The organism is Streptococcus sp. KHUD_014, assembly GCF_051106275.1.
Classification (GTDB): Bacteria; Bacillota; Bacilli; order Lactobacillales; family Streptococcaceae; genus Streptococcus.
Genome location: NZ_CP193666.1, coordinates 230,441 through 245,249, shown reverse-complemented (window position 1 = coordinate 245,249; position 14,809 = coordinate 230,441). Strand labels below are relative to the sequence as shown.

Below are 14,809 nucleotides of genomic sequence, written 5' to 3'. Positions count from 1 at the left end.
TAGCCTTTTATCTCCTGATAACCAGCATATGATTACTTCTATTGTATCATATTCCCTTGGTATTTTGGGGCAGTTTCTCAATTCTCATACGATTTCATAGCCTCTTCAACTTCTGCCAAGCTAATCCCAAATAATTCCAAACGCTTGAGGAGTTGTTTACCATTGGAATAGCCGATACGAAGGCTTTCTCCTAAATATTCTCTGCGTTTTCGGCTATCTGCTCCTGCTAGAAAACCAAGGCGAATCAAATCACTACGGCTAATATCAAAATCGCTTTCTACTTCAAACTGTTCAGTTACTTGTTCTAGCGCTGTTCTCAAGTCTTCATAGCTAGCATGCTCAATTCCTAGAGAACGTCCCTTGGTCTTAGACTTAGGTACTGCCTCGTCTCGTTTGAGAAAGGCGTGCTGAACTGTCGGAATGGCCGTCATAATCATCCGACGAATGCGTTCCCCGTTAAAATCAGGATCCGTAAATACAATCACCCCATAACGTTGGTGTAGACGTTGGATTCGTTCAAGATCTTGTTCATTGATAGCCGATCCACGAGTCTCATAAGTCTCCACATCAAAGTAGCGTTTTAAATTAGCCGTATCGTCACGCCCTTCAACTACGATAACTTGGGAAATTTTCTCTTTCATGATTTACGTTCCAATCCAAAGATGCCTTCTGCATTGGCACTTGTCACAGCTGCCAATTCTTCTGTTGTCATACCACGCAAGTCTGCAATAAAGTCTACTACATAGCGCGTGTAAGCTGTCTTATTTTCACGACCACGCTTGGGTACCGGAGCTAAATAAGGTGCATCGGTTTCTACCAAAATCTTATCCAAAGGTAACTCTTTGGCTGCTTCTTGAATATCTGTCGCTTTTTTAAAGGTCACCACTCCAGAAAAGGAAATCATCATACCAAGCTCCACAAACTTCTCCGCCCAATCCAAAGAACCTGAGAAGGAGTGCATAATCCCGCCACGAGGACCAACTCCTTCACTCTTGATAATCTCATAAGTATCTTCAAGCGCATCACGGGTGTGAACCACAAAAGGTAAGTCCAGTTCCTTAGACAGCTGTATCTGACGGCGGAAAACTTGCTCCTGCACTTCTTTAGGAGCTGTCATCCAGTGATAGTCCAAACCAATCTCGCCCAAAGCAACAACTTTGGGATGTTTTAGCCTATCCAACAAGTAATTCTCAACTTCCTCTGTATAGGTTCCTGCCTCTGTTGGATGCCATCCAATCGTTGCATAGAGTTGATCATACTTGTCCACTAGTTCAAGGGCACGCTCAATGGTCGGTTTGTCAAAACCCACGATATTCATCCGAGTCACGCCCATTTCAGTGGCTAAAGCCAGTTCTTCTTCTTCGCGTCCCAAAAATTCTTCCACATTCAAGTGGGTATGAGTATCAAAAATATCCAAACTATATTTCCTTCTCTTTCCTCAATATTCCTTAATTACCAAAAAAAAAAGCCATGTAACATAGCTTAATTATAACATAACTATATCACTTCCTCATGTTTCTTTTGTTTACACATCTTAAATAGACAATTATACATTCCCCAAACACAACAGTCATCGTTAAAAATAGCAGTTATACAAAATCGTATAACTGCTATGCATTTTACTCACTATATATATCATAAAAAATTCATAATCATTCACCAATTTATGGATTATGGACTTTCATACACCACTGACTGATTAACTTACACACACATATATATATATATTAAATTCAATCACTGAAAAACATTATCATCATTAAATACTAACTCTGAATAAAAAATATCAGGTGTTTGTTTAATAATTTTTAAATGATTTGATCTTTGTGACTGTGTAAATTTAATTTGTATTCCATGTTTACTATTATAATTAACAAAGTATGCTTCTGGATTCTCTGCTAACCATTCTAACGTACTTAACTCAGCCATAATAATTCTGATTTTTCTTATATCTTCCTGTGTATCAACAAATACAAATGAAACTGCTGGAATCATTCCTAGCATGTTGGCTGTGTCTTTTAGTTTTTCTATATTACTCCGATCAAAATCAAACGATTTACTTTCTGTTGCTGGAAAATTTCTGCCCTTCACAGAAATAGCTAGCCTTTTGGATTCTCCAGTCCTTCTGACAGCTATTACATCTGCACCAACGTGATCAATGAGAGCAACTGACCAATTATTTAATCCTAAAATATACATTACCAAAGATTCTGAAAAATCACCGAATTGTTTTGGAAAACGAAGATCGCGATAATTAGTCATATTATTATCTATCCTTAAAAAAACGTTCTAAAACATATAAGCCATTTTGCGATGGTTGTCCTCCATCCATTTCTTCTTTATCAACTCGAATACCATTATAAAAATGTTCAACGAATCTATCAAAATCTGCTGGACTTAATGTCTTTTCCTTTAGTTTACCTTTATCTGAAACTTGCAAACGATAATCAAAAAAGAGTAACTTTACAATAGCTTTTAGCCCATTTCTCCATTGATCTTTGGGAAAAATTTCCTTTACTATTGAGTCAATGGATAATCCGTCATGTACGTATCGATATAAAATAGATCCAATAAAATTAGTCGCATTCGCTCCTAGTTGCTTCCTTATTTTCGGTAGTTGACTACTATAATTTTTTTGGCCATTTAACCTCCAATATTCATATTGCAAGGTCAATATAAAATATAATACCTCATCACTTTCATTTTTATGATTTGCAAAGTGCAATGAGACTTGATAATTATTTTCAAATGTTGTCTTCCCTTTATACAGTATATCAACCATGAACACTTGTGATCCGCCTTTTTCCTGTGAAACAAACTTTTCAATTTCTTTAAACGGAATTAGTAAATCTACACTAGACCTATCTAATGCTCCCAAAATATAAACAAGATAATCATCAAAAACTGCGACATAACATATATGAGTGGATGATGAGAATGGCCAAGAGCCTTCTAGTTCAGATACTTTTTTATCTAAATCTCCTTCTAAAACAATTGAATACTTATATTCTGATGCAAAACCCAATCCTTGCGAATAAATATAATTTAAAATCTTATCATTTCCCTCACTCGTCCTTTGAGGAGTATAAATAATATTATTCATTGAATCAATCGCATCCCCCAAAGTAGCAGTTAAATGAGGTATACTCTGCTTTATCTTTTGTGTTTTACTTTGTTCCAACCAGTCTGAAATAGTCAATCCTGTATCGTAGGTACCAGTTGGATAGGATTCAACAAAAAATTTAATTTCATCTTTAGTAACCGAAATTTTACCACGATTTTTACCACCCTTTTCACAATATCCTTGCGTAATAGCAGATATTTTCCATGCATAATTTTTATTACTATAAAAATCCTCTGCAATAAACGATCCACTCTCACCATTCACAAGATAGCGATACAATACTTCTACGCGTTCTTCTTTACTTGTTTGTAAAAAATCATTCAATAAGCCAAAACTCATGTTATTTTCCTACCATTCTACTTTTTAACTTTCCACATTGTAATACCATTTTTACCATTATATTCTGCCTTATATCCAGCAGCTTTTATTAATGTTATAGTTCTTTTACATATTGTTTCTACATCTTTTCCAGTATTAAAATAAAGCCAAGTAGGTAATTTATCATATAAAGGCGTATCTCTGAAATATCTAGATTGATAAAAACTATAAAAACTAGCATTAAATACATTTCTAGAGAAAAATTTAGTTCTTCCATCATAGTTATAACTCATTAACTTTTCGGTTCTTTTAAATTCCTCTATAGCATACTTTTTAAAAGCTCTATATAATTGTTCTTTTTGACTGGTACTCATGACCTTAGTTTTATGGTAAACACTATACGCTTTTGCAGTTGCAGCAGAATATACTAACATAAGACTACACTCCTTTTGTATTGTTTTTTATCTATTTTAACACAGAATTGTACATTACGCTATACTATATTGAGTTTTTAGATAGTCAATTGTACTTAAAAAATCATATAAAGGATAGTAGAATAGTACAAAAGAGGAAATCATGGATGGAAGCTAATCAATTACAAAAATATATAGCAGAGCGTATAAGAGAATGTAGAAAAGAACAGAATCTCAGCCAAGAACAATTATCCAATCAAGCCGGACTAGGTATTAAAGCAATACAAAACATCGAGAATATGAAATACGATTTTAAAATACACACACTTGAAAAAGTGCTTACTGCTTTAGGCATGACCGTCGAAGACTTCTTTAATTTCCCGCTTTCAGATAATTCCGTCCCTATCACTACATTGATTGATAACATCTCAGATTTATCACACACAAAAAAATTAAAAATCATTTCCTTGTTCAATGAAATTGTAAAAAATATAGATTAAAAGAGGAACTCTCAATGAATTCCTCTTTTTGTATGCTACTTTAACTTTCCTTTGGTTAGTTTTATGGTTAATTTGTGCCTCAATAATATCATGAGTCCTTAAACTTCACTCCAAACACTCTAAGTATGAGTATCAAAAATCATTTATATTCCCTCGTTTTTCTACCTTCTATTATACCAAAAAACTAATCTCATCCTTATAGGAAAAAATATTTTGAAATCATTCATTTTTTCTTGACGGCTTTTTTTCATAGCAGTATAATAACTCTTGTTGAAATTTTCAGAAAAGGAAAGAAAATGTTTACAAAACTAAAATATACCTTTATTGGTCGTCCCCTTAAGTCCTTAACTGAAGGCGAGGGAGGACTACTTGGAAAAACGCAGGCACTCGCAATGCTATCAAGCGATGCTCTATCATCTATTGCGTACGGGCCTGAGCAGGTCGTCCTCGTCTTAGCCAGTCTTTCTCCCCTCGCTATTTGGTGGAGTCTTCCTATCGGCATTTTTGTCCTCTTACTATTAGCTAGCCTGACCATTTCCTACCGGCAAATCATTCACGCCTACCCTCAAGGTGGAGGTGCCTATATGGTAACTCGAGAAAATCTATCTCCTGAGCTAGGTTTGATTGCTGGAGGAAGTCTGCTTGTTGACTATATGCTAACAGTTGCCGTATCCGTGGCTGCAGGAGCTGATGCTATCACAGCAGCACTTCCTACCCTCCACCCCTATAACCTCCACATCTCCATTTTTCTGGTCTGTTTGCTCATGCTTTTGAATCTGCGAGGCTTGAGGGAATCTGCTAGTTCTCTGATGATTCCGGTCTACCTCTTTATCTTTAGTACAGTCTTCCTCTTATTGTTTGGTATATTCCAACTATTGACAGGTTCTCTAAGCTATCATGCAACTTCTGCAATTGGTCAAACTGTCCCAAGTCTCTCAATTGTCCTAATTTTAAGAGCCTTTACCAGCGGTTCAGCTTCACTAACAGGGGTTGAAGCCATCTCAAATGCCGTTCCATTTTTCAAAACTCCCAAAGAGAAGAACGCTGCTCAGACACTGACCATCATGTCTCTGATTCTCGGATTTCTATTTGCAGGGATTACCTTCTTAAATTACTGGATGGGAATTACACCTCAACATGGAGAAACAATCCTTTCGCAGATGGCTAAAGGGATTTTAGGGGATTCTACTCTCGGTCAGATTGTTTATTATCTCTTCCAATTCTCAACAGCCCTAATCCTAGCCGTTGCTGCAAATACTGGTTTTTCTGCCTTTCCAATGTTGGCTTACAATATGGCTAAGAACAAGTACATGCCCCATCTCTTTATGGAAAAGGGAGACCGCCTTGGTTACTCAAACGGTATTTTAACCTTAGCTTTTGGTGCTATAATCCTTCTGCTTATTTTCAACGGAAATACAGAACGCTTGATACCTCTTTATACTATCGGAGTTTTCGTCCCCTTTGCACTTTCTCAAACAGGGATGATTCGCCACTGGAAAAAAGAAAAAGGCTCTCATTTCTTAAAATCTGCCTTTGCTAACATCCTCGGTGCTATCATTTGTTACGCTATCGTCCTTATTCTACTTCTCTTTAGACTTGGAGATATCTGGCCATTCTTCCCAATTATCCTGGTCCTAACCTTCCTATTTCTGTCCATCCACAGTCATTACCAAAAAGTGGCCAAACAACTTCGACTCTATGAAGGAATTCAAAAGCAAAGCTACGATGGCAATGTCGTTCTTGTATTAGTGGGAAATGTTACTCGAGTAAGCGTCGGAGCTATTAACTATGCTCAAAGTATTGGAGATGAAGTTTTGGCCATGCACATTTCCACCAAGGAAACCGAAGAAAAAGACCAAGAAATCCTCCAAGAATTTGCTGACTACTTCCCAAATATTACTCTTAAAAACATTAATACCAGCTATCGCGATATCATCACACCTACAGTTCGATATGTTCGAAAAATCTCTCAAGAAGCCCAGAAAAAGAACTACACGGTTACAGTTCTAGTACCCCAATTTATCCCTAACAAACCTTGGCAAAATATCCTCCACAATCAAATGAGCCTCAAATTAAAATACGCTCTCAGATGGCACGAAGATGTCGTTATTGCTAGCTATTCATATCATTTGAAAGAATAAAGAAAAGGCATTACCAGAACCAATAAGCTCCTGGTAATGCCTTTTTTCTGAATCTAATCCCTAAAATTAGACTCATACTCAATGAAAATCAAAGAGCAAACTAGGAAACTAGCCGCAGGCTGCTCAAAGCACTGCTTTGAGGTTGTAGATGAAACTGACGGAGTCAGCTCAAAACACTGTTTTGAGGTTGTGGATAGAACTGACGAAGTCAGTAACCATACCTACGGCAAGGCGACGTTGACGCAGTTTGAAGAGATTTTCGAAGAGTATTAAAATTTTATTGATAACCTTCTTCTATCGAACGTGGTTAGCCAAATCTTCTTGGGCTTTTTTATTAGATTCAGCTTTTTCTTTTTGCCATTTTTCATAAAGTTCTTGGTACTGTTTAGCCGTCACAGGTTCCTTTTGCAATTCAACATATTTGTAGTTGTCCGCATCTCCTTTGTGTCCAACAAATGAGAAGGCCGCTGTAAATGGAACAGTCTTACGGAAGATTGGATTTGCTCCTCCACTTTGAACTGGTAGGAAGAGAGCACTATCTGTCAACCAAGCTTGAACTTCGGCAAATTTTTCATAACGTGTTTGCGTATTTTCATTCTCTTTATCTGCTGCATCCAACAACTCCTTGTAGGTAGCTAGACCAAGTTTTTCTTTGACTTCATTGTCTTTTCCTGGAGTCAAGCCAAGATTTTTCAACTGAGAACCAGAGTCTGGATCCAAAAGGTCAAGATAGGTTTTCGGATCTGAAAAATCTCCGCTCCAACCTGAGATGTCGATGTCATAGTCCTTTTGATCGGCGGTATCCGCAAAGAAGGTAGCATTGTCTTTCTCATCTGGAGACAATTGAATAATATCAATCACAACATTATCTGATCCAAGTGTTGCTTCAACGGTCTGCTTGAAGGAGCTTGCTTGCTGAACATCCAACTTAGCAGTCTGATCAACCAACATATCCAAGTGGATAGGGAAGTTCACGCCTTCTGCTTGCAAACTTTCTTTAGCCTTGGCAAATTCAGCCTTGGCTTTTTCAGGATCCAAGAAAGCAGCTTGAGCGTCGTTCAGATTGATATTTGACCACTCTGTACCATAGTTGACCATCTTTTCATTGACAGCATCTCCAAAGTTTTTGCCGCCGATTTGAACAAAGTTACTTGGTGTGACTGTGTTTCGAAGAATTCGATCAGCCCCATCTTCTCCATTTGTCTGTGCAGCATAGGCATGACGGTCAAAGGCAAAGTTAATAGCTTGACGGAAGTCTTTATTTTGCGTCGCTAGACGAGAATCCGTCTTTTCTTTATCCGTCTGTTTCATGGTTTGCTTGTAGCTTTGACGGTTGACATTGAAGAGATAGTAGAAGGTTACAGCATTTTGAGGGGTATAGGTAATCTTATCTTCATTCCCTTTTTTCAACTGATCAAACACAGAGCTTGTTGGGAAGATACGACCATCTGTGTAGTTGCCTTCCAAGAAACCTCTAGCCAAACTATCTTGGTCTGAGCCATCATAGAAGGAAAGTTTTACTTTCTCAATCTTCACATTGTCCTTGTCCCAGTAATTAGGATTCTTTTCAAACTCAATTAAAGATTTTGATGTGAATGATTTGAACAAGTAAGGTCCATTTGACAGGATACTAGACAGAGTTACACTTCCAAATTCATCCCCCTTAGATTTCAAGAAGGCTTCATTGACTGGACTTAAAATTCCACCTGTAGTCTTAGAATTCCAATAAGACTCCGGCTTGTTTAAAGTATATTGGAGAGTATAGTCATCGACTGCCTTGATACCGACAGTTTCAAAGTCTGATAATTTACCCTCAACATAGTCCGCCAAACCTTTGATGGAATCTTGCACCAAGTACAAGTTTTCCGCCTTTTTATCAGCTGCATACTTAAGACCGGTCACAAAGTCATGAGCTGTCACTTCAGCATATTCTTCTCCTTCAGAGGTATACCACTTAGCTCCTTGGCGGATTTTGTAGGTATAGGTCAAACCATCTTTTGAAACTGTCCAAGATTCAGCCATGGAAGGAACCAGATTACCATACTTATCATTTTCCAACAAACCATCAATCAAGTTTGTCGTAATGCTAGACGTCGAGCCACGTGTCGAAGTAATGTAGTCTAATGTATCTGGATTGCTAGCAAATACATAAGAGTAGGTTTTATCAGATGCATTTGACTGTGTCGAGCTACAAGCTGCCATCAAGAAGCTTGCACTCAAAAGCCCAGCTCCTAGTAGAAGGATTTTTGATTTTTTCATAAATATTCTCCATTTTTGTAGTATATGAAATATTATACACTATTTCAGAAAAAATAGAAAGCAAATGCAGGCCATCATTTAGGGCAAAACAAAAGCCAGTAGACTCGAGTTCCTACTGACTTCATTGTTGAATTTGTTTGGATTATGCAGCCAAAACTTTGCGTCCTTTACGACGACGAGCTGCCAATACGCGACGACCGTTTTTAGTTGACATACGGTTACGGAATCCGTGTTTACGCGCACGACGTAGTTTACTTGGTTGATAAGTACGTTTCACGATGAATACCTCCTCATAGATTTTGTATTCGTTTAGCCGGCTATAAAGTGATCAGTTACTAAACATACTTTACTATTCTATCTGATTCTTTTGCATTTGTCAATAGCCCTGACAAATGTTTCCAGCTTTTTTGCTATGAAAGCCTTATCTACGATACTGTTTCAAGAAACGGGTCATCTTTTCTTGGATTTGGGCTAACTCATCTACACGTGGTAAATAAACGATACGGAAGTGATCTGGTTCTCTCCAGTTAAATCCTCGTCCGTGAACCAAAAGTACCTTCTCTTGTTTCAAGAAATCGAGTACAAACTGTTCATCATCATCGATACGGTACATATTGCGGTCAATTTTCGGGAAGATATAAAGACCCGCTTTCGGTTTTACAGCTGACAAACCAGGAATATCTTGAATAGCCTTGTAGATAAAGTTTCTTTGCTCATAGATACGACCACCTGGCAATAGTAATTCGTCCACCGATTGGTGACCACCGAGTGAAGTTTGAACAACTTGTTGCGCTAGGACGTTAGAGCAGAGACGCATATTTGAGAGCATATTAAGCCCTTCGATATATCCTTTGACATGCTTCTTAGGACCAGACAAAACCATCCAACCCACACGGAAACCTGCGATACGGTGAGATTTAGATAGACCATTCATGCTGACACAGAAAAGATCTGGTGCTAGACTAGCTACCGGTGTATGAACATTGCCATCCATAACCATACGGTCGTAGATTTCATCTGCAAAGATAATCAAGTCATTTTGACGAGCAATCTCAATAATATCTAACAAGAGTTCCTTAGGATAGAGGGCTCCAGTTGGGTTATTTGGATTGATCAAAACGATAGCCTTAGTATTTGAACTAATCTTAGACTTGATATCATCTAAGTCAGGATACCATTCAGCTTCTTCATCACAGACGTAGTGAACGGCATTTCCTCCAGCCAAGCTGACTGCAGCAGTCCAAAGAGGATAGTCAGGCATAGGAACCAAGACCTCATCGCCATTGTCCAAGAGACCTTGCATGGACATAACAATCAGCTCACTGACACCATTCCCAAGGTAAATATCGTCAATACCAACATTAGGGAATTTCTTAAGCTGGCAGTACTGCATGATTGCTTTGCGGGCTGAAAAGATCCCTTTTGAATCCGAATAACCTTCACTATCACGCGCATTCATAATCAAATCATGGATGACCTCATCTGGTGCTGTAAAGCCAAACTCAGCTGGGTTTCCTGTATTCAAGCGGAGGATTTTTTCTCCATTTGCTCGCATACGCATGGCTTCCTCAAGGACTGGACCACGGATGTCGTAAGCCACATGCTCTAGTTTGATTGATTTGTTAAATTCTTTCATTTGAGTTCCTCAATTCATCAGGATACTTAATATTATACCACTTGATAGAAAAATCGTAAATTTCGCGATAGCATTCCACAAAAAAAACCTTGCTTAACGCAAGGTAAACAGAGCAAGGTCGATTCCTTTCTATTCTCGGGAAAAGAAAGAGTAGATACAAAGTTGCATATCAACTACGAATCGAAAACGAAGGCATCGTTATGGATGATAGTTGCATGAACTCACGAATTTCTTCCTGTGATCAGCAAAACGCAAAGAAAAAATAAGTCGACTCAACAAACAACATAGACGATGTCTGGGCTAATTCGAGTCTGTTTGTAAAGAATTTTACCATATCACTGACTTCTTTCCCCTGCCCTGTCACTTAATATTATACACTAAAACTTTTGCATTTTCAAATAAGTACATATAAAAGGAACTCTTTTTTAAAGTGCCACCTAAACATTTAATTGAATATGATTCTACTTTGGCAATAAAAAAGAGGCTGGGACAAAAGTCCTAGCCTCTCAATTGTCTTTGGATTGTCGAGCAAGACGCAGTGGTTGAGTGGGCTCTACTACGCTGATTTCATCAGCTTTTACAGCCCTACTCAACTATGCGGAGGTGGGACGACGAAATCGAATTCTAACGAATTACCAATTTCTGTCCCACTCTCTGAACTCAGTCCTACAATTACTATAGCCAAAAGTAGTCGGAACTTAGCTTATTTTGCAATCTCTGCCAACATTTTTTCGATGTGTTGGATTGATTTTTCGCGGCCAAGCAAGTAGATGGTTTCTGGTAGTTCTGGCCCATGCATCTCACCTGAAACAGCGATACGGATTGGCATGAAGAGGTTCTTCCCTTTGATACCTGTTTCCTTTTGGACCGCTTTGATTTGTGGGAAGATATTTTCTACCACAAACTCATCGTCTGACATAGCTTCAAGTTTTGCTTTGAAGGCTTCAAGTACAGTTGGAACAGTTTCACCAGCCATGACTTCTCGCTCAGCTTCTGTCAATTCTGGGAAGTCTGAGAAGAAAAGGTCTGTCAATGGAACGATTTCGTCCACTGACTTCATTTGTGGTTTGTAGAGTTCCACCAATTTTTTAGCCTTGTCTGTCAAACGTCCTGCTTCTTCAAGGAATGGTTTTGCCATTTCAAAAATAGTTTCAAGGTCTGCATTCTTGATATAGTCATTGCTCATCCAATCAAGTTTCTTCTGGTCGAAGGCTGCTGGAGACTTGCTAAGACGGTTTTCATCAAAGAGCTTGATGAGTTCTTGACGAGAGAAGATTTCGTCTTCCCCGCCAGGGTTCCAGCCAAGAAGAGCGATAAAGTTAAAGACTGCTTCTGGAAGGTAGCCCTTCTTACGGTAATCTTCGATGAACTGAAGTGTATTGGTGTCACGTTTAGACAACTTCTTACCAGTTTCAGAGTTAATAATCAAAGTCATGTGACCAAACTCTGGTGCATCCCATCCAAGTGCTTCATAAACCATAAGCTGTTTTGGCGTATTAGCAATATGGTCGTCTCCACGAATAACGTGAGAGATTTGCATATCGTGGTCATCGATGACAACGGCAAAGTTGTAAGTTGGGTAGCCATCTTTCTTTTGGATAACCCAGTCACCACCAATATTGCCACCTTCAAATTCAATATCACCTTTGACCATGTCATGCCACTTGTAGATACCAGACTCATTCACTGCTAAACGCACAGTTGGGATGATGCCTGCCGCTTCACGTTCAGCAACATAAGCTGCTTTTTCTTCCTCGCTCATACCAAGGTATTCGTTAATGTAACGAGGTGTTTCACCAGCTGCTTCTTGGCGTTCACGTTCAGCTGCCAACTCTTCTTCAGTGACGTAAGATTTGTAGGCTTTCCCTTCGGCTAGCAATTGATCGATGTATTTTTGATAGAGTTCCAAACGCTCTGATTGGCGGTAGTTTTCATGAGTTTCTGGACTTTCATCCCAATCCATGCCCAACCAACGAAGGTTTTCAAGCTGTGAACGTTCTCCATCTTCGACGTGACGCTTACGGTCTGTGTCTTCAATACGGATGATAAAAGTTCCACCATGGTGGCGTGCATACAAGTAGTTAAACAATGCTGTACGGGCATTTCCGATGTGTAGTAGTCCTGTTGGACTTGGTGCATAACGCACACGAATATCTTTTGACATATCTTCTCCTATAAAGTCTCTAGGCGTCTGCCTTTTTGCTCTCTATATTATATCACAAGTCGTGCCAGAGTCCAATTTCTCTTTTCGAGAAATAGTAAAAAGAGTGGTAAAACCACCCTTTTTATATCCTATTATAGACGAGCGTTTAGTTCTTTGCTCAATTCTTCAAATCCTGGTTTACCAAGAAGGGCAAACATGTTGCGTTTGTAGGCTTCAACACCTGGTTGGTCAAATGGATTGATGGCATTCAAGTAACCTGAAAGGGCGATAGCCAATTCGAAGAAGTAGATTGTGTAACCAAGAGTGAAGGCATCTTGCTCAGGAAGAGTTACGTACATGTTTGGTACGTCACCATCTGTGTGGGCAAGAAGAACACCGTCAGTTGCTTTTTTGTTAACGAAGTCAACGTCTTTTCCTTGAAGGTAACCAAGTCCATCAAGATCTTCTTCCAAAGTAGGGATAATCACGTTCTTACGTGGTTTGTCAACACGGACAACTGTTTCAAACATGATACGAGTTCCTTCTTGGATAAATTGACCCAATGAGTGTAGGTCTGTTGAGAAATTAGCTGAAGTTGGGTAAATCCCTTTTTGGTCTTTTCCTTCTGTTCAGGCACCCCTTGTGGATGCATCTGCTGGAAATTCCCTTGCACTGACTGGCTAGTTTGATTGACTTGCCAATCAACCACTGCGTCATCTATTTTTTCTAATTTAGACCCAGAAGCCTGGACTTTTGGTCCAGGCTCTGAATCAATTTTTTAGACTTTTATTTTTCTAAATTGCTTGATTTGAAATTTTATTATGGTTAAGCAGTTTCAAAAATCTGAATGGTAGAATCTTTATCAATTACTACCGCTTGATCTGCTACAACATGGAGTGTACCAGGAAGGCTCCCCTCTTTTGAACCATCAAAAGAAATCGTGATATGTCCCAGTCCAGTTAAATTTTTTTCTACTACATTTCCTACGGAACTAATCGAATATTCCTGATTATCTACCACCAGCTTGCCACCTTCTAGTATTGAACCTAGCAGATTTTTGTTATCAATCTTAAAACAATACTCTGATAAATCTTCTGGTGCTTCTTCTCCAAATAAAATGAGCATATTGGCATCTTGAATCATATTCTGAGCTTCAGACCCTACTTGAATTACTTTAGTTTCAAAAATTTTCTTCATCTGATTTCTATTCATACTTTCTCTAATTTGTCATAAACTTAGGCTTATAGATAAGTTTAACATAATAGTTCTCTGTTTTCAGGCATCTATCAAAGGTCTACTGATAAAGACCAATACTAGCTATCCAAGCAACTAGCACCCGCGGAACACCATTGAGAAAGCGTGAATAAAGTACCGAAGGGACACCAACCTCAACTGTTTCAGCCTTGGCTTCAGATAGGCCGAGTGCTACAGGAATGAAATCACAACCGTTTTGAGTGTTGATAGCAAATAAAGCTGGCAGAGCCATTTGGGGCGGAATAGTCCCTTTTCCGATTTCGACTCCAATTAAAGTTCCAATAATCTGACTAATAACAGCTCCGGGACCTAACAAAGGAGATAGGAATGGTAAGGAACAGATAAAGCCAATTAAAACGAGTCCCCAGATGTTCCCCGCTAGGGGAACCATTAATTTTGCCAGCCAATTTCCAACACCAGATCCTTGAATAACCCCAATCAGCAAGGAAACAAAGGCCATGAAAGGAATTATTGTATTGAGCATTGTTTGGATGGCTTCACGAGCAGCCTGGTTGAAAGTTGCAACGACCTTACCAGCCCCCATCCCAATTCGTGCTACAATACTTGTTTCAGCTTTTTGCTCTGTAATTTTTTTACTAGTATCGTAAGTTGGCTTTTCAGTTACCACAGTTGTCGCTTTTTCGTCTTCATTAGCAGCAGAAATTTGATTAAGGCCAACTGCTGACACATAGATTTCCTCGGTTATATATTGAGCTAGAGGCCCACTTTTCCCTGTAGCTACAATATTTATTGTAGGGATCCCCTTTTTAGGATAAATACCACAGCGAAGAGTACCGCCACAATCCACGATTGCTAAAGCAATTTCCTCATCTGGGATAGAAGTTTTAAACCCATTAACAGCTTCCATACCGGTCAAATCAGCAATTTTATCCACAATATCTGGCTTTTCTCCTCCGCCAGTGATATAGATGAATTTATGCTTAGCTTCACTAGGTGTAATGACCAAAGGTCCTCCGAAACCGCCATTTCCTTTAACAACTTTTATACTCTTATATGACAT

The 14,809-nt window shown here is 38.8% G+C and carries 14 protein-coding genes and 1 pseudogene; 3 read left to right on the top strand and 12 right to left on the bottom strand.

Annotated features, from left to right (window positions below):
- Positions 1-77: 77 nt before the first annotated feature.
- From rnmV to ACORHT_RS01350, 5 genes are all read right to left on the bottom strand, one after another.
- Positions 78-641 carry a ribonuclease M5 gene (gene rnmV / locus ACORHT_RS01370; RefSeq protein ID WP_434350338.1) on the bottom strand — a complete coding sequence of 188 codons (564 nt, stop codon included), beginning with the start codon at positions 639-641 and terminating at the stop codon, positions 78-80.
- Complete coding sequence (locus ACORHT_RS01365; protein ID WP_434350816.1) at positions 638-1,411, bottom strand: TatD family hydrolase; 774 nt, start codon at positions 1,409-1,411, stop codon at positions 638-640. The genes rnmV and ACORHT_RS01365 overlap by 4 nt, the downstream gene beginning before the upstream one ends.
- A gap of 326 nt (positions 1,412-1,737) precedes the next feature.
- Positions 1,738-2,262, bottom strand: a complete 525-nt coding sequence (locus tag ACORHT_RS01360) for a hypothetical protein (protein WP_434350337.1) — start codon at positions 2,260-2,262, stop codon at positions 1,738-1,740.
- Positions 2,263-2,266: 4 nt separating this feature from the next.
- Positions 2,267-3,463, bottom strand: coding sequence for a hypothetical protein (locus ACORHT_RS01355; RefSeq protein WP_434350336.1), 1,197 nt, complete (start codon positions 3,461-3,463; stop codon positions 2,267-2,269).
- Positions 3,464-3,480: 17 nt separating this feature from the next.
- Complete coding sequence (locus tag ACORHT_RS01350) at positions 3,481-3,876, bottom strand: hypothetical protein (RefSeq protein ID WP_434350335.1); 396 nt, start codon at positions 3,874-3,876, stop codon at positions 3,481-3,483.
- A 146-nt stretch (positions 3,877-4,022) separates the two neighbouring features.
- Here ACORHT_RS01350 and ACORHT_RS01345 point away from each other — a divergent pair, with 146 nt between their 5' ends.
- The 3 genes from ACORHT_RS01345 (at position 4,023) to ACORHT_RS01335 (ending at position 6,769) form a co-directional block, all read left to right on the top strand.
- A complete protein-coding gene (locus ACORHT_RS01345) occupies positions 4,023-4,355 on the top strand; it encodes a helix-turn-helix domain-containing protein (protein ID WP_139658291.1) in 333 nt (110 codons plus the stop codon).
- A gap of 296 nt (positions 4,356-4,651) precedes the next feature.
- Positions 4,652-6,496, top strand: a complete 1,845-nt coding sequence (locus ACORHT_RS01340) for an APC family permease (RefSeq protein ID WP_434350334.1) — start codon at positions 4,652-4,654, stop codon at positions 6,494-6,496.
- A gap of 81 nt (positions 6,497-6,577) precedes the next feature.
- Positions 6,578-6,769: a hypothetical protein gene (locus ACORHT_RS01335; protein WP_434350333.1), complete on the top strand. Its 192-nt coding sequence runs from the start codon at positions 6,578-6,580 to the stop codon at positions 6,767-6,769.
- A 21-nt stretch (positions 6,770-6,790) separates the two neighbouring features.
- Here the strand turns inward: ACORHT_RS01335 and ACORHT_RS01330 are convergent, their stop codons facing one another.
- The 7 genes and pseudogenes from ACORHT_RS01330 to srlE all read right to left on the bottom strand — a co-directional run bounded on the left by ACORHT_RS01330 (position 6,791) and on the right by srlE (position 14,809).
- The gene (locus tag ACORHT_RS01330; protein ID WP_434350332.1) at positions 6,791-8,755 is read right to left on the bottom strand and encodes a peptide ABC transporter substrate-binding protein; all 1,965 of its coding nucleotides are present in this window, start codon (positions 8,753-8,755) and stop codon (positions 6,791-6,793) included.
- Positions 8,756-8,897: 142 nt separating this feature from the next.
- Positions 8,898-9,032, bottom strand: a complete 135-nt coding sequence (rpmH, locus tag ACORHT_RS01325; protein ID WP_000831905.1) for a 50S ribosomal protein L34 — start codon at positions 9,030-9,032, stop codon at positions 8,898-8,900.
- A 144-nt stretch (positions 9,033-9,176) separates the two neighbouring features.
- Positions 9,177-10,391, bottom strand: coding sequence for a pyridoxal phosphate-dependent aminotransferase (locus tag ACORHT_RS01320; RefSeq protein ID WP_434350331.1), 1,215 nt, complete (start codon positions 10,389-10,391; stop codon positions 9,177-9,179).
- A 703-nt stretch (positions 10,392-11,094) separates the two neighbouring features.
- Positions 11,095-12,555, bottom strand: coding sequence for a glutamate--tRNA ligase (gltX, locus tag ACORHT_RS01315; protein WP_434350330.1), 1,461 nt, complete (start codon positions 12,553-12,555; stop codon positions 11,095-11,097).
- 131 nt (positions 12,556-12,686) lie between these two features.
- Positions 12,687-13,163: pseudogene (pgi, locus tag ACORHT_RS01310) on the bottom strand (glucose-6-phosphate isomerase); the annotation flags it as partial.
- Between the two features lie 196 nt (positions 13,164-13,359).
- Positions 13,360-13,731, bottom strand: coding sequence for a PTS glucitol/sorbitol transporter subunit IIA (locus tag ACORHT_RS01305; protein WP_033585537.1), 372 nt, complete (start codon positions 13,729-13,731; stop codon positions 13,360-13,362).
- Between the two features lie 97 nt (positions 13,732-13,828).
- Positions 13,829-14,809: a PTS glucitol/sorbitol transporter subunit IIB gene (gene srlE / locus ACORHT_RS01300; RefSeq protein ID WP_000120696.1), complete on the bottom strand. Its 981-nt coding sequence runs from the start codon at positions 14,807-14,809 to the stop codon at positions 13,829-13,831.

Coding starts and splice junctions, on each gene's coding strand:
- rnmV (WP_434350338.1), bottom strand. CDS start 641: ATGAAAGAGAAAATTTCCCAAGTTATCGTAGTTGAAGGGCGTGACGAT.
- ACORHT_RS01360 (WP_434350337.1), bottom strand. CDS start 2,262: ATGACTAATTATCGCGATCTTCGTTTTCCAAAACAATTCGGTGATTTT.
- ACORHT_RS01355 (WP_434350336.1), bottom strand. CDS start 3,463: ATGAGTTTTGGCTTATTGAATGATTTTTTACAAACAAGTAAAGAAGAA.
- ACORHT_RS01350 (WP_434350335.1), bottom strand. CDS start 3,876: ATGTTAGTATATTCTGCTGCAACTGCAAAAGCGTATAGTGTTTACCAT.
- ACORHT_RS01345 (WP_139658291.1), top strand. CDS start 4,023: ATGGAAGCTAATCAATTACAAAAATATATAGCAGAGCGTATAAGAGAA.
- ACORHT_RS01340 (WP_434350334.1), top strand. CDS start 4,652: ATGTTTACAAAACTAAAATATACCTTTATTGGTCGTCCCCTTAAGTCC.
- ACORHT_RS01335 (WP_434350333.1), top strand. CDS start 6,578: ATGAAAATCAAAGAGCAAACTAGGAAACTAGCCGCAGGCTGCTCAAAG.
- ACORHT_RS01330 (WP_434350332.1), bottom strand. CDS start 8,755: ATGAAAAAATCAAAAATCCTTCTACTAGGAGCTGGGCTTTTGAGTGCA.
- ACORHT_RS01320 (WP_434350331.1), bottom strand. CDS start 10,391: ATGAAAGAATTTAACAAATCAATCAAACTAGAGCATGTGGCTTACGAC.
- gltX (WP_434350330.1), bottom strand. CDS start 12,555: ATGTCAAAAGATATTCGTGTGCGTTATGCACCAAGTCCAACAGGACTA.
- ACORHT_RS01305 (WP_033585537.1), bottom strand. CDS start 13,731: ATGAAGAAAATTTTTGAAACTAAAGTAATTCAAGTAGGGTCTGAAGCT.
- srlE (WP_000120696.1), bottom strand. CDS start 14,809: ATGTCATATAAGAGTATAAAAGTTGTTAAAGGAAATGGCGGTTTCGGA.